The 20,671-nt window shown below is 70.2% G+C and carries 22 protein-coding genes; 10 read left to right on the forward strand and 12 right to left on the reverse strand.

Going from position 1 to position 20,671, the window contains the following annotated elements; genetic code table 11:
• Positions 1-4 precede the first annotated feature (4 nt).
• Positions 5-427: a hypothetical protein gene (locus OG562_RS13765; protein ID WP_266397148.1), complete on the forward strand. Its 423-nt coding sequence runs from the start codon at positions 5-7 to the stop codon at positions 425-427.
• Positions 428-571: 144 nt separating this feature from the next.
• Positions 572-2,461, forward strand: a complete 1,890-nt coding sequence (locus OG562_RS13770) for a serine/threonine-protein kinase (protein WP_266397151.1) — start codon at positions 572-574, stop codon at positions 2,459-2,461.
• A gap of 6 nt (positions 2,462-2,467) precedes the next feature.
• Here the strand turns inward: OG562_RS13770 and OG562_RS13775 are convergent, their stop codons facing one another.
• Positions 2,468-3,850 (reverse strand): glycine--tRNA ligase, encoded by a 1,383-nt coding sequence (locus OG562_RS13775; protein WP_266397154.1) that lies wholly within the window; start codon positions 3,848-3,850, stop codon positions 2,468-2,470.
• 207 nt (positions 3,851-4,057) lie between these two features.
• Here OG562_RS13775 and OG562_RS13780 point away from each other — a divergent pair, with 207 nt between their 5' ends.
• From OG562_RS13780 to OG562_RS13795, 4 genes are all read left to right on the forward strand, one after another.
• Positions 4,058-5,017 (forward strand): metal ABC transporter substrate-binding protein, encoded by a 960-nt coding sequence (locus OG562_RS13780; protein ID WP_266397157.1) that lies wholly within the window; start codon positions 4,058-4,060, stop codon positions 5,015-5,017.
• A gap of 17 nt (positions 5,018-5,034) precedes the next feature.
• Complete coding sequence (locus tag OG562_RS13785) at positions 5,035-5,823, forward strand: metal ABC transporter ATP-binding protein (RefSeq protein WP_266397160.1); 789 nt, start codon at positions 5,035-5,037, stop codon at positions 5,821-5,823.
• The gene (locus tag OG562_RS13790; protein ID WP_266397161.1) at positions 5,823-6,725 is read left to right on the forward strand and encodes a metal ABC transporter permease; all 903 of its coding nucleotides are present in this window, start codon (positions 5,823-5,825) and stop codon (positions 6,723-6,725) included. Before OG562_RS13785 ends, OG562_RS13790 begins: the two co-directional genes overlap by 1 nt.
• A 68-nt stretch (positions 6,726-6,793) precedes the next feature.
• Complete coding sequence (locus OG562_RS13795) at positions 6,794-7,213, forward strand: Fur family transcriptional regulator (protein ID WP_266397164.1); 420 nt, start codon at positions 6,794-6,796, stop codon at positions 7,211-7,213.
• 77 nt (positions 7,214-7,290) lie between these two features.
• Here the strand turns inward: OG562_RS13795 and OG562_RS13800 are convergent, their stop codons facing one another.
• The 4 genes from OG562_RS13800 to OG562_RS13815 form a co-directional block, all read right to left on the reverse strand.
• Complete coding sequence (locus OG562_RS13800; protein WP_266397167.1) at positions 7,291-8,103, reverse strand: glycosyltransferase; 813 nt, start codon at positions 8,101-8,103, stop codon at positions 7,291-7,293.
• A 113-nt stretch (positions 8,104-8,216) separates the two neighbouring features.
• On the reverse strand, positions 8,217-9,059 hold the full coding sequence (locus tag OG562_RS13805) for an isoprenyl transferase (RefSeq protein WP_266397169.1): 843 nt from the start codon (positions 9,057-9,059) through the stop codon (positions 8,217-8,219).
• 56 nt (positions 9,060-9,115) lie between these two features.
• A complete protein-coding gene (recO, locus tag OG562_RS13810) occupies positions 9,116-9,862 on the reverse strand; it encodes a DNA repair protein RecO (protein ID WP_266397172.1) in 747 nt (248 codons plus the stop codon).
• A complete protein-coding gene (locus OG562_RS13815) occupies positions 9,859-10,011 on the reverse strand; it encodes a recombination protein O N-terminal domain-containing protein (protein WP_266397175.1) in 153 nt (50 codons plus the stop codon). Before OG562_RS13815 ends, recO begins: the two co-directional genes overlap by 4 nt.
• 216 nt (positions 10,012-10,227) lie before the next feature.
• Here OG562_RS13815 and bla point away from each other — a divergent pair, with 216 nt between their 5' ends.
• Positions 10,228-11,109: a class A beta-lactamase gene (gene bla, locus OG562_RS13820; RefSeq protein ID WP_266409254.1), complete on the forward strand. Its 882-nt coding sequence runs from the start codon at positions 10,228-10,230 to the stop codon at positions 11,107-11,109.
• Positions 11,110-11,149: 40 nt separating this feature from the next.
• Here bla and OG562_RS13825 read toward each other — a convergent pair whose 3' ends face one another.
• From OG562_RS13825 to OG562_RS13850, 6 genes are all read right to left on the reverse strand, one after another.
• Entirely contained in the window at positions 11,150-12,070 is a 921-nt protein-coding gene (locus OG562_RS13825) for a hypothetical protein (protein WP_266397178.1), read from the reverse strand.
• A 177-nt stretch (positions 12,071-12,247) separates the two neighbouring features.
• Positions 12,248-13,213, reverse strand: a complete 966-nt coding sequence (locus tag OG562_RS13830) for an SCO2521 family protein (RefSeq protein WP_266397181.1) — start codon at positions 13,211-13,213, stop codon at positions 12,248-12,250.
• Position 13,214: 1 nt separating this feature from the next.
• Positions 13,215-14,213: an SCO2522 family protein gene (locus OG562_RS13835; protein WP_266397184.1), complete on the reverse strand. Its 999-nt coding sequence runs from the start codon at positions 14,211-14,213 to the stop codon at positions 13,215-13,217.
• Positions 14,210-15,130, reverse strand: coding sequence for an SCO2523 family variant P-loop protein (locus OG562_RS13840; RefSeq protein WP_266397185.1), 921 nt, complete (start codon positions 15,128-15,130; stop codon positions 14,210-14,212). Before OG562_RS13840 ends, OG562_RS13835 begins: the two co-directional genes overlap by 4 nt.
• Before the next feature lie 2 nt (positions 15,131-15,132).
• Positions 15,133-16,992 (reverse strand): SCO2524 family protein, encoded by a 1,860-nt coding sequence (locus OG562_RS13845; protein ID WP_266397187.1) that lies wholly within the window; start codon positions 16,990-16,992, stop codon positions 15,133-15,135.
• Between the two features lie 68 nt (positions 16,993-17,060).
• Positions 17,061-17,816, reverse strand: a complete 756-nt coding sequence (locus OG562_RS13850) for an SCO2525 family SAM-dependent methyltransferase (protein WP_266397189.1) — start codon at positions 17,814-17,816, stop codon at positions 17,061-17,063.
• 245 nt (positions 17,817-18,061) lie between these two features.
• Between OG562_RS13850 and OG562_RS13855 the strand changes: the two genes are divergently transcribed.
• On the forward strand, positions 18,062-18,535 hold the full coding sequence (locus OG562_RS13855; RefSeq protein WP_266397192.1) for a GNAT family N-acetyltransferase: 474 nt from the start codon (positions 18,062-18,064) through the stop codon (positions 18,533-18,535).
• On the opposite strand, the gene OG562_RS13860 is transcribed toward OG562_RS13855, so the two are convergent.
• Positions 18,516-19,022, reverse strand: coding sequence for a protein phosphatase (locus OG562_RS13860; RefSeq protein ID WP_266397193.1), 507 nt, complete (start codon positions 19,020-19,022; stop codon positions 18,516-18,518). The two genes, OG562_RS13855 and OG562_RS13860, sit on opposite strands and share 20 nt — an antisense overlap.
• Positions 19,023-19,102: 80 nt before the next feature.
• On the opposite strand from OG562_RS13860, the gene OG562_RS13865 reads away from it, so the two are divergent.
• Positions 19,103-19,633 carry a SigE family RNA polymerase sigma factor gene (locus OG562_RS13865; RefSeq protein WP_266397194.1) on the forward strand — a complete coding sequence of 177 codons (531 nt, stop codon included), beginning with the start codon at positions 19,103-19,105 and terminating at the stop codon, positions 19,631-19,633.
• Complete coding sequence (locus OG562_RS13870) at positions 19,630-20,637, forward strand: hypothetical protein (protein WP_266397196.1); 1,008 nt, start codon at positions 19,630-19,632, stop codon at positions 20,635-20,637. Before OG562_RS13865 ends, OG562_RS13870 begins: the two co-directional genes overlap by 4 nt.
• Positions 20,638-20,671 lie beyond the last annotated feature (34 nt).

Consider the following 20,671-nt stretch of genomic DNA (forward strand, 5'->3'; position numbering starts at 1 on the left):
ATCCATGACGCCGGATCAGGCTCTCCCCCACGAGCTGCCCCACGACCTCCCCCACCCGCGCGGCACCCTGCTGTACGACCCCGCGACGGACAGGGTCGGCGAGTACCAGGACCGCTGCGGGCCCTACGCGCTGCTGCGGCCGGTCGGCGGCGGCCGCGAATGGCAGGCCGACCCGGCGACCCTGCGCCCGGCCACCCGCGAGGAACGGCTCAGCGCGAGCCTGCGCGCGGCGAACCAGCGCTCCCCTCGGACCGACGGACCCTTCCTCCTCGGCACGCGTCGGCCCCCCGTGCCGGAGCCGGACTGCGCCGAGTGCGAGGAACTGGCGACCCTGCGCACGACCGCACAGGCCGCACACGACTACAGCGCGGAAACCGATGCCAACGTGCTGCTGCGCAGGCACCAGCACCAGGACCACCCCCAGTGACGGCCTGACGGCCTGCCGCCCTGCCGTCCTGAGCCCTGACGACCTGTTGACCAGGCAACCAACAGCCGTCCCACCAACCCGAATTGCGGCTTCGGCACCACGGGCCTACGGTCGATACAGGGGTTTCTCTTTGGCGGTACGGCCATGACGAACTTCGACGACAGCGCGGGACGCGTGATCGCGGGACGATACCGGTTGCTGAACAAGATCGGCGCCGGCGGCATGGGAAGGGTCTGGCTCGCCTACGACCTGGAACTGGCCTGCGAGGTCGCGATCAAGGAGATCATCTTCGCGCAGGACCTGTCGGAAACAGAGCTCGCCGCCCGGGTGTCCCGGGCCCGCAGCGAGGCCCGTATGGCGGCCCGGCTGCGCGACCATCCCCACGTGGCCACAGTCCACGACGTCGTCGACGAGGACGGCTGGCCGTGGATCGTGATGGCGTACGTGCCCGGCGCGACGACCCTCCAGGAGGTCGTCCGCGAGCACGGGCCGCTGGACGTGCAGGAGACCGCCCGGATCGGCCTGGCCGTGCTGGACGCCCTGCTCACGGGCCACCGGATCGGCATCCTGCACCGGGACGTCAAGCCGGCCAACATCCTGCTGACGACCCCAGGCCCCGACGCCCCGTACCCCGAAGAGCACGGCCAGATCCTGCTCGCGGACTACGGCATCGCGCTCCGCCCCGACTCCGGCGAACCCCGTCTCACCTCCGCCTCCGGCATCGTCGGCACGGCCGGCTTTCTCGCGCCGGAACGGGCCCGTGGCGCACCGCCGAGCGCCCCCGCCGACCTGTTCGCCCTGGGCGCGACGCTCTACTTCGCCGTCAGCGGGAAGGGGCCCTTCGACCGCGACTCGGAGGCCTCCACCCTGACCGCCCTCCTCTTCGAGGCACCCGTCCCACCGGAACACGCCCGCGAACTGACCCCCGTCCTGACCGGCCTCCTGGCCAAGACGCCCGAGGAACGCATGGACGGCGAGGAGGCGGCCCGCAGACTGGCCGAGGTGGCGACGGCGGCCCGGAGAACGGTCGTGGAAACACCGCCCGCCCCACCGAAGCCGACCGTGGTGGTCCCTCACCCCCAACCGCCGAACACCCCCCAGCCACCGAACACCCCCCAGCCGCCGCACACCCCCGAACCGCCGAGAGAACCCGACTCTCCCCACAGAAGGTCCCGCAAGGGCCTCATCGCCCTCCTCGCGGTCGCGCTCCTGCTGATCGGCGGCGGAGTGTGGGCGGGCACCGCCATGTCCGGCAGCAAGGACGGGAAAAACGTCGCGGACACCCCAAGCCCGACGGGACCGGTCAAGCTGTACGGCGAGAACGTGGATCTGACGAAGGAACTTCAGCCCGGGGACTGCGTCTCGACGGTCTGGGCCCAGGGCAAGCTGAAGGGCGTACCCAGTTCCGTGGGGGTTGTGGACTGCGTCGACACAGCAGAACAAGTGGACGGCCAGGTGGTCAAGACGGACGCGGCCACCTCCCTGGACGACGCGAAGGAGAACGGCCCGGCCCGCTGCAAGGACCTCCTGGCGGCCACCGTGCACCGGATGGCCGACGCCCAGGCGTACGGACTCCCGCCGGGCGAGCAGGGATGGGACAACGGCGTGCACAGCACTGCCTGCCTGATCTTCAACAAGACCGTCACCTTGTACGGACCGGTCGACACCTTCCGCAACCAGGGCGAAGTGGTCTGGCTGACCAACAGCTCGATCGGTGACTGCCTCAACACCAAAGACACGACCACGCTGATCCTCGGCGACTGCAGCGCTCCCCACAACGAGCAGGTCGTCGGCTTCGTGAAGGCACCCGCCGGCATGTCCTACACGTCGGCCTACGACCAATCGCCGAAGCTGTGCACGAACAAGTACTCATCGACCTACGGAAACGGCCCCGGCCAGGACCTGAACGCCTGGACGAACAAGACCGACTACACCGACGGCTTCCGGTACGTGATGTGCACCGTGTACCGCCCCGACGGCAAAAAGCTGACGGGAGACGTAACCGCCCCCGCCAGCTTCCGCTTCACCCGCTAAAAAGCACTACGCACCGACGAGGCGACCCGCCAGGTACCCCTCGATCTGGTCCAGCGACACGCGCTCCTGCTTCATCGAGTCACGCTCACGCACGGTGACGGCGTTGTCGTCGAGCGTGTCGAAGTCGACCGTCACGCAGTACGGCGTGCCGATCTCGTCCTGGCGACGGTAGCGGCGGCCGATCGCGCCCGCGTCGTCGAACTCGATGTTCCAGTTCTGGCGCAGCGCGGCCGCCAGGCCCTTGGCCTTCGGGGACAGCTCGGGGTTGCGGGACAGCGGGAGCACCGCGACCTTCACCGGGGCCAGACGGTGGTCGAGGCGCAGGACCGTGCGCTTCTCGAGCTTGCCCTTGGCGTTGGGGGCCTCGTCCTCGACGTACGCGTCGAGCAGGAACGCGAGCATCGCGCGGCCGACGCCGGCGGCGGGCTCGATGACGTACGGCGTCCAGCGCTCCTGGGCGTCCTGGTCGAAGTAGGAGAGGTCCTGACCGGAGGCCTTGGAGTGCGCGCTGAGGTCGAAGTCCGTGCGGTTGGCGACGCCCTCCAGCTCGCCCCACTCGTTGCCGCCGAACTGGAAGCGGTACTCGATGTCAGCGGTGCGCTTGGAGTAGTGGGAGAGCTTCTCCTTCGGGTGGTCGTACCACCGCATGTTCTCCTCGCGCATGCCGAGACCGGTGTACCAGTTCCAGCGCTGCTCCATCCAGTACTCCTGCCACTTCTCGTCCTCGCCCGGCTTGACGAAGAACTCCATCTCCATCTGCTCGAACTCGCGGGTGCGGAAGATGAAGTTGCCGGGCGTGATCTCGTTGCGGAAGGACTTGCCCATCTGGGCGATGCCGAACGGCGGCTTGCGGCGCGAAGTGGTCTGCACCTGGGCGAAGTTGGTGAAGATGCCCTGGGCGGTCTCGGGGCGCAGATACGCGACGGAACCGGTGTCCTGCGTCGGGCCGAGGTGGGTGGAGAGCAGACCCGAGAACTGCTTGGGCTCGGTGAACTGGCCCTTGTTGCCGCAGTTGGGGCAGTTCACGTCCGCCAGGCCGTTCTCCGGCTGGCGGTGGTGCTTGGCCTCGTAGGCCTCCTCCAGGTGGTCCGCGCGGAACCGCTTGTGGCAGGAGGTGCACTCGGTGAGCGGGTCGGAGAAGGTGGCGACGTGACCGGAGGCGACCCAGACCTCGGGGGCCAGGATGACGGACGAGTCGATGCCGACCACGTCCTCGCGCGACGTCACCATGTAGCGCCACCACTGGCGCTTCAGGTTCTCCTTGAGCTCGACACCCAGCGGTCCGTAGTCCCACGCGGCCTTCTGGCCGCCGTAGATCTCACTACAGGGGAATACAAAGCCACGGCGCTTGCTCAGGCTGACGATGGTGTCGATCTTGTCGGCGGCCACGATGCTCTCTTCATAACGACGACGGGCGACGAAGCGAGGTGCTTCCAGCGAATGCTTCAGGGTACCGGCGGGGGCTCCCCCTCGGCCAAATCGGTTCCCGTCGCCGCCCCGCTCACAGGGGGTCGTACCGGCGCGCTTCAGGCCTTACCAGGCCCTTACCCCAGGCTTTGTTGACAACGGTTTCCATATTTGTTGAAAATGACTGTCATGAACGTACGACGACAGTACATATCCGGGGTGGCCATGGCGGCCGTCGGCGTCCTCGGCCTCGGCACTCTCTCCGCCTGCGCCACCGACAGCGCGGCCGCCGGCAACACGGACAAGTTCGACGTCGTCGCGTCGTTCTACCCGATGGCCTACCTCGCCGAGCAGATCGGCGGGGACCATGTGCACGTCACCAGCCTGACCGAGCCCGGCCAGGAACCGCACGACCTGGAGATCAGCGCCAAGCAGACCGCGGCCCTCCAGGAGTCCGACGCGGTGCTCTACCTCAAGAACCTCCAGCCCTCCGTCGACGACGCCGTGGCCCAGTCCGAGATCAAGACGAAGATCGACGCCGCCTCCCTCACCACGCTGGAGAAGCACGGCAACGAGGTCGGCGGCCACGCGGCCTCGCACGACGACTCCGAGAACGAGGAGCTGGCCGGCCTCGACCCCCACATCTGGCTCGACCCGGTGCGCTACGCCCAGGTCGCCGAGGGCGTCGGCAAGGCCTTCGAGAAGGCCGACCCCGACCACGCGGCCGACTACAAGACCAACACCGCGGCCCTCGTGAAGAAGCTCGACGCCCTGAACACCGAGTTCGAGACCGGGCTCGCGCACACGAAGACCAAGGTCTTCATCACCACCCACGCCGCCTTCGGCTACCTCGCCGAGCGCTACGGCCTGACCGAGGAGGCCATCAACGGCCTCGACCCCGAGTCGGAGCCCAGCGCGGCCCGGGTGAAGGACCTTGAGAAGATGGCCAAGGCCGACGGCGTCACCACGGTGTTCTACGAGACGCTCGTCAGCGACAAGACCGCGAAGACCATCGCCTCCGACGCCGACCTCAAGACCGACGTCCTCGACCCGATCGAGGGCATCACGGCCAAGTCCCGGGGCAAGGACTACTTCTCGGTCCAGCAGGCGAACCTCAAGGCGCTGCAGACGGCCCTGGGAACCAAGTGACCTTTACGGAGGGCGTCATGGACGCGAGGGCAGCAGCCGAAGCCGAGCCCGTCATCGCGATGCGCGGGGTCCGCGCCGACCTGGGCGGACGCCCCGTCCTGCGGGGCGTCGACCTCACCGTGCGCCGCGGCGAGGTCGTCGCGCTGCTCGGCGCGAACGGCTCCGGGAAGTCGACCGCCGTACGCAGCGTCATCGGCCAGGTCCCCCTCGCCGCGGGGGAGATCGAGCTGTTCGGCAGCCCACGCCGCCGCTTCCGGGACTGGTCGCGGGTCGGCTACGTCCCGCAGCGCACCACCGCCGCGGGCGGCGTCCCCGCCACGGTGACCGAGATCGTCTCCTCGGGACGCCTCTCCCGCACCCGCTTCGGCGTCTTCCGCAAGGCCGACCACGCGGCCGTACGGCACGCCCTGGACCTCGTCGGCATGACGGACCGGGCGAAGGACGACGTCGACGCCCTCTCCGGCGGCCAGCACCAGCGGGTGCTGATCGCCCGCGCGCTCGCCTCCGAACCCGAGCTGCTGATCATGGACGAGCCGATGGCGGGCGTCGACCTGGCCAGCCAGGAGGTGCTCGCGCGGACCCTGCGCGAGCAGGTCGCCGCCGGCACGACCGTCCTGCTCGTCCTGCACGAACTGGGCCCCCTGGAGCCCCTGATCGACCGGGCGGTCGTCCTGCGCGACGGCTGCGTCCTGCACGACGGCCCGCCTCCGCAGGCACTGGGACAACACGCCCTGCCCGGCCACGACCACGTACACCCGCACGCCCACGCGGGCGTCGAACCGATCCGCACGGGACTGCTGAGCTGATGGACCTCCTGAACTACGCCTTCATGCAGCGGGCCCTCCTGGCCGCCGTCCTCGTCGGCATCACCGCCCCCGCCGTCGGCATCTACCTCGTCCAGCGTCGGCAGGCCCTGATGGGCGACGGCATCGGCCATGTCGCGATGACCGGCGTCGGCCTCGGCTTCCTGCTGAACGCCTCCCCGGTCTGGATGGCCACCGCCGTCTCCGTCCTCGGCGCGGTCGCCATGGAACTGATCCGCTGGTACGGCAAGACCCGCGGCGACATCGCCCTCGCCATGCTCTTCTACGGCGGCATGGCCGGCGGCGTGATGTTCATCAACCTCGCGCCCTCGGGCTCCAACGCGAACCTCACGTCGTACCTCTTCGGGTCCCTGTCCACGGTCTCCGAGTCAGACGTCACGGCGATCTGCCTGCTCGCCGGCTTCGTCGTCCTGGTCACCCTCGGGCTGCGCCGCCAGCTGTTCGCCGTCAGCCAGGACGAGGAGTTCGCGCGGGTGACCGGGCTGCCGGTGCGCGCGCTGAACCTGCTCACCGCGGTCACGGCGGCGGTCACGGTGACCGTCGCGATGCGCGTGGTGGGGCTGTTGCTGGTGTCGGCGCTGATGGTCGTGCCGGTGGCGGCCGCCCAGCAGCTGAGCCGCAGCTTCGCCGCGACGTTCGCGACAGCGGTCGCCATCGGCGTCTCCGTGACGATCGGCGGCACCGTCACCTCGTACTACCAGGACGTTCCGCCCGGGGCGACGATCGTGCTGCTGACCATCGGCGCGTTCGTCGCGCTGAGCGTGCTGGCCGCGCCGCTGGCCCGTCGCCGCGCCCGCGCGCTGGCGGCCGCACAGCCCGCCGGGGACCCCGCAGAGTGCGCGATTCCGGCCACGAGGAAGGCGGAGGGCGAGGTCGGCGTCTGACCGCGCACAGTTCGGGCTGGCACAATGGCCCGGCAAGCCCGGCAAGCCGCAGACGTGAGGAGGCAACGGTGACTACCGCTGGACCGCCCGTGAAGGGCCGCGCCACCCGGCAGCGTGCCGCAGTCGCGGCGGCGCTCGACGAGGTCGACGAGTTCCGCAGCGCGCAGGAACTGCACGACATGCTCAAGCACAAGGGCGACTCGGTCGGGCTCACCACGGTGTACCGCACGCTCCAGAACCTCGCCGACGCCGGCGAGGTCGACGTCCTGCGCACCTCCGACGGCGAGTCCGTCTACCGCCGCTGCTCCACCGGCGAGCACCACCACCACCTCGTCTGCCGCGTCTGCGGCAAGGCGGTGGAGGTGGAGGGCCCCGCCGTCGAGAAGTGGGCCGAGGCCATCGCCGCGGAACACGGCTACGTCAACGTCGCCCACACGGTCGAGATCTTCGGCACCTGCGCGGACTGCGCGAACGCAAAGCCCGCCTGAGCCGAAGCGCGGCCCCGGACCGCGGCCAGGGAGGACGGCCGTGGACGGCGACCCTGCACGACGGCCCCACGACGGCCCTAGACGTCGGTGCGGACTCCCGCCGGCATCGGGCGGCGGACGGCGGTGAACAGACGGGCCAGGATGGCCGAGCGGCCGTGGTCCGCCTGAGTGGGCGCGATGGCGGCCACCCCGTCCTGGAGCCAGCGGTCCCAGTCGGGCCGGTCGGCCGGATCCAGACGATCGTGCGCCTGCGCCATGTCCAGGATCCGGGAGCCTATCTCGGTCGCCATGGAACCGCCGTGAAAGCGGTACCGGCTGCCGATCTCACCCAGGTGACAGATGCTCGTCCGGCCGCCGGACAGGGCGATCGAGATGTTGAGGTACGACTCCACGCCGAAGTCCGCCGGCAGGGGCGTGCGCAGGAACCGCGTGCGGACCGCCCGGTACCCCGTCAGCGCGTTCGCCCCATGGAAGCCGACCTCCGGGAAGAAAGCCGAGGTCAGCGGCTCGTAGATGGTGAACGTGGACGCCAGTATCGTCCCCGGGTAGTCGTACTCGTAGTCGCCTATGACATGGTCCGCGGCACTGCCCGCCGCGGCCTCGCGCAGCAGGACGGCGACGTTGTGCTGTGAGGTCACCAGGTCCGCGTCGAGGAAGCACGTCCACTCGGTCCGCACGGTGGCGATCGCCGCGTTCATGGCCGCGCCCTTGCCCAGCGGGCCGCGCAGCACCTCCGCCCCGGCCTCGCGCGCTCTCTCCGCCGTGCCGTCGCTCGAGCCGCTGTCGACGACCAGGACACGGTCGCCGTCCTGGGCGGCGGCGAGGGCCTGACCGACGATCTCGGCGACCGTCCCCTCTTCGTTGTGGGCAGGAATCACGAACGTGAACAACTGAGAACCCCCGGTACGACTGGGCCGACGGAAGCGATCCTATGGTGTGATCGTTGCTCCCGTCGGTCCCGACGGTGAACCAGGGGTGATTCCCGGCCGCGAACTCGGGGCGGCTACGGGGCGGTTGTGTCCCCGCCCTCCATCGCCAGCAGCTCCTCGTTCGGGATCGCGCCGCCGAACCGACGGTCGCGGGAGGCGAATTCGACGCAGGCCCGCCACAGGTCACGGCGGTCGAAGTCCGGCCACAGGACGTCCTGGAAGACCAGCTCGGCGTAAGCGCTCTGCCAGAGCAGGTAGTTGGAGGTGCGCTGCTCGCCGCTCGGGCGCAGGAACATGTCGACGTCCGGCATGTCCGGGTAGTACAGGTACTTGGCGAGGGTCTTCTCGTTCACCTTCGACGGATCGAGGCGGCCCGCCTTCACGTCCTCGGCCAGCGCCTGCGCCGCGTCGGCGATCTCGGCGCGGCCGCCGTAGTTCATGCAGAAGTACAGCGTGAGCCGGTCGTTGTCCTTGGTCTGCTCCTGGGCGATCTGGAGCTCCTTGGCGACCGACTTCCACAACTTCGGCATACGGCCCACCCAGCGCACCCGGATGCCGAGCTCGTCGAGGGTGTCGCGGGTCTTGCGGATGAAGTCGCGGTTGAAGTTCATCAGGAAGCGGACCTCGTCGGGCGAGCGCTTCCAGTTCTCGGTGGAGAACGCGTACAGGGAGATGTTCTTCACACCCATCTCGACCGCGCCCTGCAGCACGTCGAGGACCTGCTCGGCTCCGACCTTGTGCCCCTCGGTGCGCGGCAGCCCGCGCTCCTTGGCCCAGCGCCCGTTGCCGTCCATGACGATCGCGACATGGGTGGGGACCAGCTCGCCGGGGAGCTTCGGGGGGCGCGCGCCGGACGGGTGCGGCTCGGGCGACTTGTACTCCCGACGCTGCCGCCCCAGGAACCCGCGTACGACCATGTCTTTCTCGTCTCCTCAGTCTTGCTCTGCCACGTGCTGTTTCTCTACGTCACGCGCTATTTCTCTACGTACCGAAGGGAGCGCAGGCCGCGCTCCAGATGCCAGTGCAGGTAGGCGGAGACCAGCCCGCTGCCCTCCCGGACGTGCCGCGGCTCGGTCGCGTCCGCGGTCTCCCAGTCTCCCGTGAGCAGCGCGCCCAGCAGGACCAGGGTCTGCGGCGAGGGCACGACGCTGCCGGCCACCCGGCAGTCGACGCAGACCGAGCCGCCGGCGGCCACCGAGAAGAACCGGTTCGGCCCGGGCATCCCGCACTTGGCGCAGTCGCCGAAACTGGGCGCGTAACCGTTCACGGCGAGCGACCGCAGCAGAAAGGCGTCGAGGACGAGGTGCGGGGCGTGCTCGCCCCGGGCCAGGGTGCGCAGCGCCCCGACGAGCAGCAGATACTGCTGCACGGCCGGCTCGCCCTCATGGTCGGTGAACCGCTCGGCGGTCTCCAGCATGGCCGTCCCGGCGGTGTAGCGCGCGTAGTCGGTGACGATCCCGCCGCCGTACGGGGCGATGGTCTCGCTCTGGGTGCACAGCGGCAGCCCGCGGCCGATCAGCTCGCCGCCCCGCGCGAAGAACTGCACGTCGACGTGGGAGAAGGGTTCGAGACGGGCCCCGAACTTGGACTTCGTCCGCCGCACCCCCCGAGCCACGGCCCGCACCCGCCCATGCCCCCGCGTCAACAACGTGATGATGCGATCCGCCTCGCCGAGTTTCTGGGTCCTCAGGACGACGCCGTCATCGCGAAAGAGACTCATCGCGCACCGCCGTGAGACTGCTGGGGGTGCGGCCCGCGGCGCAGCCGCAGTCGGACGCCGTGTCCCCCGCGAGACTGCAGCATGATGCGATCCGCCTCGCCCAGCTTCTGGGTGCGCAGCACGATGCCGTCGTCGCGGAACAGGCTCATGGCTCCATTCTCGCCTACGCGGAGGCGGCCGTGTGCGCCGCTCGCGACGATCGCACGCAACCGTGAGGCGGGAGGCGACGTCCGTGACGGAGGAGACGTAGTCGACGAACGGAGAGAACGATCTTAGGCTCGCCCCCCTCCCCCTCCTCCCCCTCCGCCCCTTCCCCCTCCGCCCTCTCCCCTTCCCCGAAGTCCGGACGCGCTTCCCGGCGCACCCTGCTCACCGCCGCCGCCGGGGCCGCCGCGGCCCTCGTGGCCGCCGGACCGGCCCGCGCGGCCGCGGACTCCGCCACCGCTGTCACCGCCGTCAGCCCCGTCACCGACCGGCTGCGCGACCTGGAGGCCGGGCACGGGGCCCGGCTGGGCGTGTTCGCGTACAACGTGCGCACCCGGCGGTCGGTCCGGTACCGCGCCGACGAGCTCTTCCCGGTCTGCTCGCTGTTCAAGACCCTCGCGGTGGGCGGTGTGCTGCGCGATCTGGACCGGGACGGGGAGGTGCTGGCCCGCCGGATCCACTACACGGCCGACGATCTGGTGGAGAACTCCCCCGAGACCTCGAAGCACGTGGCCGACGGCATGACGGTCGCCGAGCTGTGCGCCGCGGCTGTCCAGCTCAGCGACAACACGGCCGGAAACCTGTTGCTGCGCGAGCTGGGCGGCCCCGCCGCGATCACCCGCTTCGCCCGTTCCGTCGGCGACCGGGTGACCCGCCTGGACCGCTGGGAGCCCGACCTCAACTCGGCCGAGCCGGGGCGGGTGACGGACACGACGAGCCCGTACGCGATCGGCCGCACCTACGCCCGGCTGGTCCTCGGCGACGCGCTGGCCCCCGCCGACCGCCGCCGGCTGACCGACTGGATGCTGGGTACGGCGACCAGCGGCAACCGCTTCCGCAAGGGTCTGCCGACGGACTGGACGGTCGCCGACAAGACCGGCGGCGGCTGGTACGGCGCGGACAACGACGCCGGGATCGCCTGGACGCCGGACGGCGCCCCGGTCGTGCTGGCCGTACAGCTGACCAAGCCCGACCGGGACGCGGCCTACGACCACGAGCTGATCGTGGAGACGGCCGCGCTGCTGGCCCAGACGCTCGGGTAACCCGGGCAGCAGCGCGGTCGCCGGGTCCGGACCGGTCGGCTCAGACGCCGCCGGCCGGGTCGGACCCGTTGCTCCCCACGCGCAGGCCGCCGGGCACCCCGTTCGGGGAGTTGGCCGGCGCGGCGGCCTCCCAGAGCAGGTTGAACCGGCGGATGAGGGGCTCGACCTCGTTCGCGCGGGCGTTGACCGTCGTCGAGGAGTTCACGCTGAGCTGGTCGGCGTGGATCTCGTAGGACAGCGCCTCGTCGAAGACGATGAAGTCGATCATCTTGCCGCGGCGGAAGTACGGCGGGAGCTCCTCCAGGGCGACCACCCGGACGTCGATGCCCATGTCCCGCTGCTCGGTGCAGATCGGGCCGAGGGCCCCGAACTCCTCGGGGCGTTTCACGATGAACAGCCGCCTGACCCTGATCTGCCGTTCGATGATGGCCTCGCGCTGGGCCGTCAGATAGCGGCCGGCCGGCTCGGTGCTCCAGAAGCCGTCGTCGACCACGGTGGTGCTGATGGCGTCGATGCTCTCGCGGGTGCACCCGGTGAGCGTCATGAGCCAGTCGTGGTTCTCGCCGGGGCACTCGGCGCTGAGGTTGGTGAAGTCCTCCATCTGCGCGGCGAGACGGTCGATCTCCGCGTGCGCGAACGCGTGCAGGATGTCCGGCCCCATGGAGACGACCTTGGTCGCGTGCTCGGCGAGCCGGGGCACCCCGTCGCCGCGCAGCTTCTCCACCTCGTTGAAGAGCTTGGTCGCTCTGCCGATGTCGGCGAACCGGTCGTCCACCGAGTTCTTCACGGCGTGCATCTGGTTCACGAAGGACGCCAGGAACTGCACGATCAGCACGATGCCGCCGCACAGCACGGACAGCACGAGCTGCCAGGGACCGTCCTCCTCGGACGGCCCGAACACATTGGTGAGCAGGTAGACCGCGCCGCCCACCACGACCGTGACCAGGATTTTCTGGGTCACATGTCGGGCGCCTTCGCCGTCGCGGGCCGGGCCTCCCCAGAAATACGAACTCGTCGGTGCATTCATCTCACTTTCTCCCCCCGTCGGGATCGTGCGGGACACGTGCGGTGGTGCCGTCAGGGTGTCGTCAGGTCTTCAGATGTCGTCAGGCGTCGTCCGGTTGCCGTCATGGCGTCGTCATGGCGTCGTCAACGCTTCGCGCCTCGTGAGGTTCTGCACGGCCAGCTGGTCGCGGATGCGCTGGGCCAGGGTGTTCCACTGCCGGCTGAAGCCGGGGTACTTCTCCAACTCCTCCCAGGGCGAGTGCAGTGCGCGGTCGACGCGCGCCTGCGGCATCCACAGGTGCAGCAGATGGTCGACCAGCGGGCGCAGCACCTTCAGGGCGGCCGTGCCGTCCGCGGAGCCGAGCCGCAGCCCGTCCAGCTTGTCGGCCACGGTCGTCAACAGCCAGTCGTGCAGGGCGAGATCCTCGCAGAGCTCGGCCGCGGCGGCGGGCTCGGTGCCGCGCGGCAGCCGCAGCTCGACGATCCGCAGGCCGTCCCCGGCCTCGGTGAAGTGCAGCGACGCCTCCTCGCCGTCGCCGGCCGGCGAGGCGGTCCAGCGCAGGCTGGTGTCGGCGGTGGTGAGCGGGGTGTCGTAGTCGAGGAGCTGGTGGCGGCGGGAGATCCTCGCCAGCAGGCTCTCGGCGATCGAGCCGACGTCCAGATCGCCCTGCTGATGCCCCGCCAGAAAGCCTTCGGTGACGGACTTTTCGGCGAGCCGCCCGACCGGGACCAGACAGCCGGGGCGGACCAGGTAGTAGCCCCAGGGCTGGCGGCGGTCGGGGCCGTCGGCCGGGGCGCTGAAGTACGCCGTGGACTGCAGCACCCGGCCCTCGACGAGCCCCGCCCGGGCGGTCACCGTGCCGACGGCACGGATCCTGGTCCCGGTGGCGGTGGGCAGCCGGCAGTCGACGCCGGTGAGGACGTCCGGGGAGACGGCGTGCCGGTTGGGACGCCGGGACAGCCGTACGCGTTCGTCGGCGCGCAGGCGCAGCAGTTGCTCGGCGGCCCGCTCGTCCACCGCGTCCCGGGTGGGCAGCAGGCAGGTGCGCACCTCGCCGCAGGCGAGGACGGGACCGTCGGTCGTGCCCAGGCCGCTCATCTCACAGCCCCGGCGGAAACACGTAGGACGTGCGGTCCACGACGCCTGCGGGCACGGTGAAGCCCTCCCCCGCCGACCGGTCGGCGACCTGTTGCACCGCCTCGGCCTCGACATGGACCTGGTCGAGGATGACGCGTACGGCGTGCTCGACGGGCAGGAACCGGGCCGGGAGCACGCTGCAGGTGAGGTACGCGGTGAAGGGGGCCGCCGCCTTGTTGAGCTGGAGGACGGGCGGGAGCGCGTCCCACTCGGCCGGGAACTCCCGGTCGAACCACTTGGCGGGGGTCAGCACCGCCGCGCCGTTGTCGCGCAGCAGTCCGAGCCGGACCAGCTGCCAGACGGAGGCCAGGAAGGCGCAGGACCACAGGCGCTCCTCCTCGGGTCCGCTCCACAGTTCGACGTCCATGAACACGGAGTGGCCGCGGGCGCCGGTCTCGCCGGGCGGCTGCCAGACGACGCCGGTGGAGTCCAGGGCGGCGGAGGTGCGCTGGGCGGGGGTGCGGCGGCCGTTGGTGAGCCAGCCGGTGCGGCTGACGGGCGGGCGAAAGCCGTTGCTGCCGGGCGGCGGCGACTCCACCAGCCGGTGCAGGACGGACTCGGCGAGCTCGGCGCGGTCGCGGTGGGCGGGGTCGGCGACGGCGCAGCCCGACTCGCGGGCCAGGTAGTCGATGGTCAGCCCGGCCTCGGCGGCCGCTTCGAGCAGAGGCGGTATCAGTTCGGCGGGGGTGGACAGCCGGGAGAAGTAGTCGTCGATGAGAAAGCAGGTGCTGATCCGGGGCCGTTTCCCGCCTGTCAGCGGACCCAGACCGGCGCGGGCGGCGTCCACCCAGGGGCGTACGGCGGCGAAGTGCCGGCGCAGCCGGGAGGGGCCCTCGATGAAGTCCTCCATGTACAAGTGGCCTAATTCCAGGGAGAGATGGGAGAACGGCACGGATTCCGTGCGGGGCTCCGCGCTGGTCTCCCGGAAAGCGGTTCCGGCCCCGTTTCCGGCCCCGTTCACAACTGCCCCCAGAACTTGTCGTCGGTCAGCCGCTCGGCGAGGTCTCCCATGGCCTGCCAGGTCTCGTTGTTGGCGATCCGGCGGTCGTGCACGTCCTCGTCGGTGATGAGGCGTTCCTGCCATTGCAGAACGGGTTCCAGGGGAATGGACGCCAGTGCCCTGGTCTTGCCGATGCCCCGGCCGGCCGCGAGTTCCTCGAGTTCTTTGTCGCACTGGCGCATCCACGCGTACTGCGCGGGAGACACCTGGGACCACAGGGGCGACTCAAGATCGGGAACGGCGGCCCGGACGAACCTGATCGAGCCGGTCAGCGCGTCCGGCACATGGCCCATCGCTATGCCGGCCTGCACAATGCCCTGCTTTCCGTACACGAGTTCGGCGGCGGCCATCACATGCTGGCGGGTCCAGCGGTGATAGACGAGCCAGCGTGTTTTGAGGCGTCCCAGCCCGCCGCGCGGCGAGGTCGCGGCGAGGGCGAGGTCCATGGCATAGCTGCGGCCGGCGCTCAAGTCGATGATGATGAGGTCGAATTCACGCTTGAGTCGCAGAACGAGGTCCACGCAGCGGTGCAGGTTCTCCTCGTCGGTGACGAATTCACCGCCGGTGCGGTCGCCGGGCAGCAGGACCAGCCGTCCGGAGCCGCCGGGCCTGGTGCGCAGCACGGGGTGCTCGGTGCGCGCCCAGACGTCGACCCGCAGCGGTTCCCCGGTCTTGCCCTTCAGATACGAGTGCAGACCGCGCCCCTCGGCCTCGGAGAGGACGTCGGGCAGGTCGAACACGGCGGCGGCGGTGGGCGATCCGAAGTCGAAGTCCAGGTAGCAGACGTCGTCCCCGTCCAGGGCTCGGTGGTAGGCGAGGTTGGCGCTGGTGACCGAGCGGCCGGTGCCTCCCTTGTCGGAGGCGGCGAAGACGAGCACGGTCACACCCCCCGGGACCCGGTGCCCCGGGCTCGGGCGAGGGCGTAGAGCCGGGAGAGGACGCCGAGGGCCAGCGAGTGGGCGGTGCCGGGCTGTTTGTCGACCAGTTCCCGGGCGCGGCGCAGGTCGGCCTCGATGCCCTTGATCTCTTCTCCCTGGGGGCTCTTGGGGGTGGGGGCGGGCTGCAGCATCTGTTCCTTGCCGAAGAGGTGGGCGGCCTCGCTGAGGGCCGCCTGGGCCAGCGTCGACATGTCGTTGCTGCGGATCGGGTCCTGGGAGTAGAGGGCGTGCGCGGCGACCATGCACTCGGTGACGCGCTCGGTGATGCTCCAGGACAACGGCCCCTGCCGGACCGGTGATTCGGGGTAGACGGCGTGCACGTTGTCCCACAGGCCGACGCCCTCGCCGTCGTTGACGCGGCGCTGCCAGAGGTGGTCGAGGATGTCCTCGGAGAGCCTGAGCAAACGGTCCTGCGAGCCGATGCTCCTCGACAGCGCGCCCAGTTGGATGGTCCGCTTGAGCAGCTGCGCGGAGAAGTCGCCCATCGTCCACTTCATGGCGGGGCCGATGTCCTCGCTGCCCAGGAGCGGCAGGGTGACCCCGGGGTTGTGCAGTCCGATCGCCGGGTCCTCACGGGTGGTGCCGCTGGTGATGCGGCCGCGTTCGGCGAGGCGTTCCATGACGGCGACGGTGCGGGTGAGGTCGTCGTCGGTGGCGCGGCGGCGGACCAGGTCGTGGACGAGGATGGAGGCGACGGAGAGCGAGAAGTACTCCGACTCCAGCTGCTGGAGCGTGGTGCGCCAGGGGATCTCCTCCAGCGGCCAGGTCGCGGCGTCGAAGCGGGCGATGGCGGACCAGTACTGCTGGGTGATCTCCCAGCGCAGCCGGAGCGCGTCGGCCAGCTTCTGCTGTTCGGCGTTGAGCAGGCCGAGGACGAGGGTGCGCTCGGACGACAGGTCGGGGATGCCGTCGAGGGCGACGACGGTGAAGTACAGGTAGGGCACGGCGCGGGCGACGCCCTGCGGCTGCTTGCCGATGGCCTGGGCGGTCTGGGGCTCCAGCTCGATCTCGGGTGCGCCCTTCACCAGGCTCCAGGCCCAGCCGCACTCGAAGAGGCGGTTCTCGTTGCGCAGTTGGTCGGTCACGTCGGTGTCGAGGCCGAGGGTGACGCTTTCGCTGATCAGGGCGCGCAGGGACTTGAAGCGGTCCTGGAAGCGCTGCAGGACCTGCCGGTCGGAGAGCCGGCCCCGGCCCAGCAGCCGGGCGAGCGACTGTCCCTGGTCGGAGGAGATGTCGACGACGTTGACCGTGAAGGACCGCAGCAGGCTGACCATGGCGGCGGTGAGCCGGGCGCTGGTCTCCTCCCTGAGCCGGTCGATGCGGGCGAGGGTGCTGGCCCGCTGGGTCTTGCCCCGGTACACCTTGAGGAAGCCGAGGGTGGCCAGGCATAAGGTGATCGACATGGAGTAGGCGTCGACCACGCCCACTTCCCGCTGTTCCTTGGTCAGTTCCTGCTTGGGGTCCTCCGGGGCGAAGTAGTAGCCGCCGGCGAAGGTGGGACTCTCCTCGCCGCGGTGCTTCTCCATGAAGTCGCCGAGGATCTCCACGAGGTTCGCGGGAATCTCGCTGGAGTCGCCCGCATTGCGCAGGGCCCTTTCCACGTCCAGTTGGGTCGTGTCGGGGTCGTCGAGACGGAACGGCTCGATTTCGGTGGCGGGGTAGAGCAGACAGAGCAGGCGCTCGGCGTCGGCGACGCTGCTGCGGCCGCCCCACTCACCCCAGTCCCATTCTCCGTTGTCGAACGAATGGCGGGCGATGGCCTGCCACACTTCGAGCAGATTCTGTCGCGGCTTGATCTGCATGCCCATTCACCTCGCACAGGCCCGTCACCTTGGGAAACCGGAAAACCTTGGAAAAGAACGCTCCGACGTCATTTCTTCCGTCGACCGCGCGCCAGGATCATTCCCGTGTATCCGTCACGCACGAGGTCGCTGGTTTCCAGCCGGGTAATTTGCACGTCGTCCTCGACGAGACCGTCGAGAGCCCGCTCGACTTCTTCTTTGTCGATATCGCGGGCGGGGAATTCGATGTCGCCGACGCGATATCCCTGGGAATGCTCCATGAATGCCGTGGCGAAAGGCGCGCCCGGCTTCAGTGCGTTCATGAAGCAGTGCACGCCCTGGCGGAATTCCTTGAGGGAGGTGGTGATGGACTCGGCGACGAAGAACATGGTGCCAATGTCCCAGCGGGGCTTTCCGGCGCACAGCTCGAACAGGCTGCCCTCGACGGGCTCCTGGACGACCTGCTTGAACCGCTCCCGGGGGTTGTCCAGGTCCCGGTATCCCCGGCGCTCGGTCAGGACCTTCCAGAAGGGGTCCCAGTGCGGCTCGTACCAGTCGCGCTGCCGGAGAAGGTACTCCCGGTTGTTCGCCGAGCGCTCCAGTTGGGTGATGCTGTCGCACCAGGGGAGCATCGTGAAGGCCGGATAGAGATTGGGACCTGCGCCTACGTCGATTCCAGCCGGAACGCGATCACCTCTCCCCTCGAAATGATCACTGAAATGATCGCGTACGAGGGTGATGATCTCCTCGTCCACGGCCTGCATGACGAGGTAGTTGTGGCCGATGTACTCGCGGGTGTCGAAGTCGTCCCACGGTGCGTCTGCATTCAAGATGTGATCGGCCATTGGCGGTCCCGAGGTCATGGTTAAGGGTAGCAGTATGCGGGGGTCTTGAAGGTACAGGATGCACCGGGCAATGATGGAGATCAGGTACGCAAATCGCACAAGCTCCAATTCGATTTGTCGACAATTCACAAGGGGACGGTATGACTCCTCTTCCCGGAGATCGTTTTCCGTCGGCCGCCGGTTCACCTGCCGGTTCGCCCGTCGGTTCGTCTGCCGGTTCAGCGATCGGATCGGCGGTCGGATCGATGCTGAGCCAGGCTTCCGGAGAAAGGCCCTTACGGATCAGAGCGGTCACCGAGGCTGATCTGCCCCATATCGTCCGCCTCGACGCGGAGGCCTTCCCGGCGGACCCCTACCCGTTCTTCGTGCTCCGCCAACTCCTCACCGCGTTCCCGGACTTCCTCTTCGTCGTGGACGACGGCAAGGACCTCCGCGGCTATGTGCTCTCGACGCCGCCGCACGACGCGCAGAGCTGGATCCTCAGCCTCGGCATCACCCCGGACCTGCGCCGCAAGGGGCTCGGCCGGCAGCTGCTGGCGAAGATGCTGGCCCATCTGCGGGCGCAGGGCACCCACTCCGTGTGGCTCTCCGTGGAGCCCGGCAACGACTCGGCCGTCGCGCTCTACCGGTCCCTGGGCTTCGTCCCGGACCCCGGCGGCCCCCGCTCGGACTACTTCGGGCCCGGCGAACACCGTCTGCTCATGACGCTGGCCCTGTGAGCCCGAACCGCCGTACGTAGCGGCGCTGCCAGGGCGTCTCCACGGCGTGCCGGTCGTAGTGCCGGCGCACGAACTCCACCGCCTCCCCGGCCGGTACGCCGTCCAGCACCGCCAGACACGCCAGCGCCGTGCCGGTCCGCCCGCGCCCGCCGCCGCAAGCGATCTCGACTCTCTCGTCGGCGGCCCGCTCCCACGCCTCGACGAGCGCCGCGCGGGCGTCCGCACGGTCGGCGGGGAGCCGGAAGTCGGGCCAGCGGATCCAGCGCGCCGCCCAGGGGACGTCCGGGGGCTGTGCGCCCAGCAGATACACCCCGTACGCCGGCACGGGCTCCCCCGCGTCCAGCGGGCGGCGCAGGCCACGGCCGCGCACCAGCCGCCCGGACGGCAGCGTCAGCACCCCGGGCCGCCCCGTCCGCCAGGCCCACGCGTCGCTCCCCACAGCCCCGTCCGCCTCGTCGGCCTCGTTCGGCCCCGCCCCGTTCGTCATCGCCCCATTCGATCCCGGCCGGGCCCGCCGGGCAACCGAATCGGCGCGAGTGGTGGTCTGGGGGGCGAGGAGGGTGCTTGATGCAGGCCGAACAAGAGGACCGCTTCCAGGAGTTCGTCAGAGCACGGTGGTCGCGGCTCGTACGAACCGCGTATCTGCTCACGGGCGACGTCCATCACGCGGAGGACCTGACGCAGACCGCGCTGGCCAAGGCGTACCGGTCGTGGCGACGGATCTCGCGCAGCGACAACCCGGAGGCGTACGTCCGGCGGATGCTGGTCAGTTGCAACAGCGACCGGTTCCGCAAGCGGCGGGTCAGCGAGGCGCTGACCGCGGCGCCGCCGGACCGGGCGGGGCGGGACGAGGCCACGGGGCGGGTGGACGAGCGGGGCTCCCTGCTCGCCGGGCTGGCCCAACTGCCCGCCAGACAGCGGGCGGTGGTGGTGCTGCGGTACTGGGAGGACCTGTCCGAGGCGGAGGTGGCCGAGGTGCTCGGCTGCTCGCAGGGCACGGTCAAGAGCCAGGCCTCGAAGGGGCTGGCGAAGTTGCGTACGTATCCGGGACTGGCCGCCAGTCGCACGGTGTCCGGCGGACAGGGAGGCAGCAGGTGAACGTGTCAGGGAACGAGCCGGGGAACGGGGCAGGGCATGAGCGGGAGTTCGGCTCCGACGGCTCCTACGACTCCGGCGGCCACCACGACTCCGGCGGCTTCGGCGGCTCCGATTTCGAGGAGCGGATGCGGGAACTGCTCGCGCAGGACGCGTACGCCGTGCGGCCGTCGGCGGCGCCCTACCCGGCGATCCGGCGGCGTGGACTGGCCGAGCGGCGGCGGCGTGCGGCGGCGGTCGGGGCGACGCTGCTGACGCTGGCCGCGGTGCCGGTGGGGGCGTACGCCGTGGCCGGGGGGCACGGGGGGCGGGGCGCCGACACGGCGGCGGTGAAGCCGTCGGTCAGCGCCTCGCGCAGCCCGGCCGCGAGCCCCGCCGCGAGTGCGTCGACCGGGCCCGCGCGGCCCGCGAGCGACGGGCAGCTGCTCGACGGCATCACCTTCGCCCAGGCCGCCGAGGGGCTGAAGAAGTGCCTGGCCGCCGAGAACGCCCCCTCGCTCGGCGTGGCCCTGGGCAAGGCCCAGGACTACCGGATCATCCTCGCGGCGAAGAGCACCGGCGACTCCAACGCCCCCGGGGACGGCTTCCACGTCGTCGGCGTGAAGGAGAAGCCGGCCGGCTTCCGGGTGATCTGCGACATCAAGGACGGCAAGGCCTCCGGCATCAGCGTCAGCGCGCGCGACGCCGCCGGGCCGGACACGGGCCCGGTCGTGCCCGACCCCAACGGCGGCGACCTGTACCAGCAGTCGATCATCGACAAGGGCCACTGGACCCTGCCGTTCCGCTGGGCGTCCATCGGCTACGTCGACTCAGCGGTCGCCAAGGTCACCGTCGCCTACGGCGACAGCGCCGCCGACCCGGCCGTCCTCGACCACGGCTGGTTCGTCGCCGTCGGCATGCTCGACGAGCAGGTCACCCTCGCCCCGCACATCAAGGGCTACGACACCACCGGCAAGCTGCTCTACGACTCCGACGACGACAAGGCGTACGACCGGACGCTGCCCTAGGTCCTGGCAGGCGGCAGGCGGCAGGCGGCCTCAA

Origin of the sequence: Streptomyces sp. NBC_01275, from assembly GCF_026340655.1 — a bacterium.
Taxonomy (GTDB): domain Bacteria; phylum Actinomycetota; class Actinomycetes; order Streptomycetales; family Streptomycetaceae; genus Streptomyces.

What these genes read in the sequence shown, in the direction of transcription:
- OG562_RS13765 (WP_266397148.1), top strand. Translation starts at nt 5, where the DNA reads ATGACGCCGGATCAGGCTCTCCCCCACGAGCTGCCCCACGACCTCCCC.
- OG562_RS13770 (WP_266397151.1), top strand. Translation starts at nt 572, where the DNA reads ATGACGAACTTCGACGACAGCGCGGGACGCGTGATCGCGGGACGATAC.
- OG562_RS13780 (WP_266397157.1), top strand. Translation starts at nt 4,058, where the DNA reads ATGAACGTACGACGACAGTACATATCCGGGGTGGCCATGGCGGCCGTC.
- OG562_RS13785 (WP_266397160.1), top strand. Translation starts at nt 5,035, where the DNA reads ATGGACGCGAGGGCAGCAGCCGAAGCCGAGCCCGTCATCGCGATGCGC.
- OG562_RS13790 (WP_266397161.1), top strand. Translation starts at nt 5,823, where the DNA reads ATGGACCTCCTGAACTACGCCTTCATGCAGCGGGCCCTCCTGGCCGCC.
- OG562_RS13805 (WP_266397169.1), bottom strand. Translation starts at nt 9,059, where the DNA reads ATGGTCGTACGCGGGTTCCTGGGGCGGCAGCGTCGGGAGTACAAGTCG.
- recO (WP_266397172.1), bottom strand. Translation starts at nt 9,862, where the DNA reads ATGAGTCTCTTTCGCGATGACGGCGTCGTCCTGAGGACCCAGAAACTC.
- OG562_RS13815 (WP_266397175.1), bottom strand. Translation starts at nt 10,011, where the DNA reads ATGAGCCTGTTCCGCGACGACGGCATCGTGCTGCGCACCCAGAAGCTG.
- OG562_RS13830 (WP_266397181.1), bottom strand. Translation starts at nt 13,213, where the DNA reads ATGAGCGGCCTGGGCACGACCGACGGTCCCGTCCTCGCCTGCGGCGAG.
- OG562_RS13845 (WP_266397187.1), bottom strand. Translation starts at nt 16,992, where the DNA reads ATGCAGATCAAGCCGCGACAGAATCTGCTCGAAGTGTGGCAGGCCATC.
- OG562_RS13850 (WP_266397189.1), bottom strand. Translation starts at nt 17,816, where the DNA reads ATGGCCGATCACATCTTGAATGCAGACGCACCGTGGGACGACTTCGAC.
- OG562_RS13855 (WP_266397192.1), top strand. Translation starts at nt 18,062, where the DNA reads ATGCTGAGCCAGGCTTCCGGAGAAAGGCCCTTACGGATCAGAGCGGTC.
- OG562_RS13860 (WP_266397193.1), bottom strand. Translation starts at nt 19,022, where the DNA reads ATGACGAACGGGGCGGGGCCGAACGAGGCCGACGAGGCGGACGGGGCT.
- OG562_RS13865 (WP_266397194.1), top strand. Translation starts at nt 19,103, where the DNA reads ATGCAGGCCGAACAAGAGGACCGCTTCCAGGAGTTCGTCAGAGCACGG.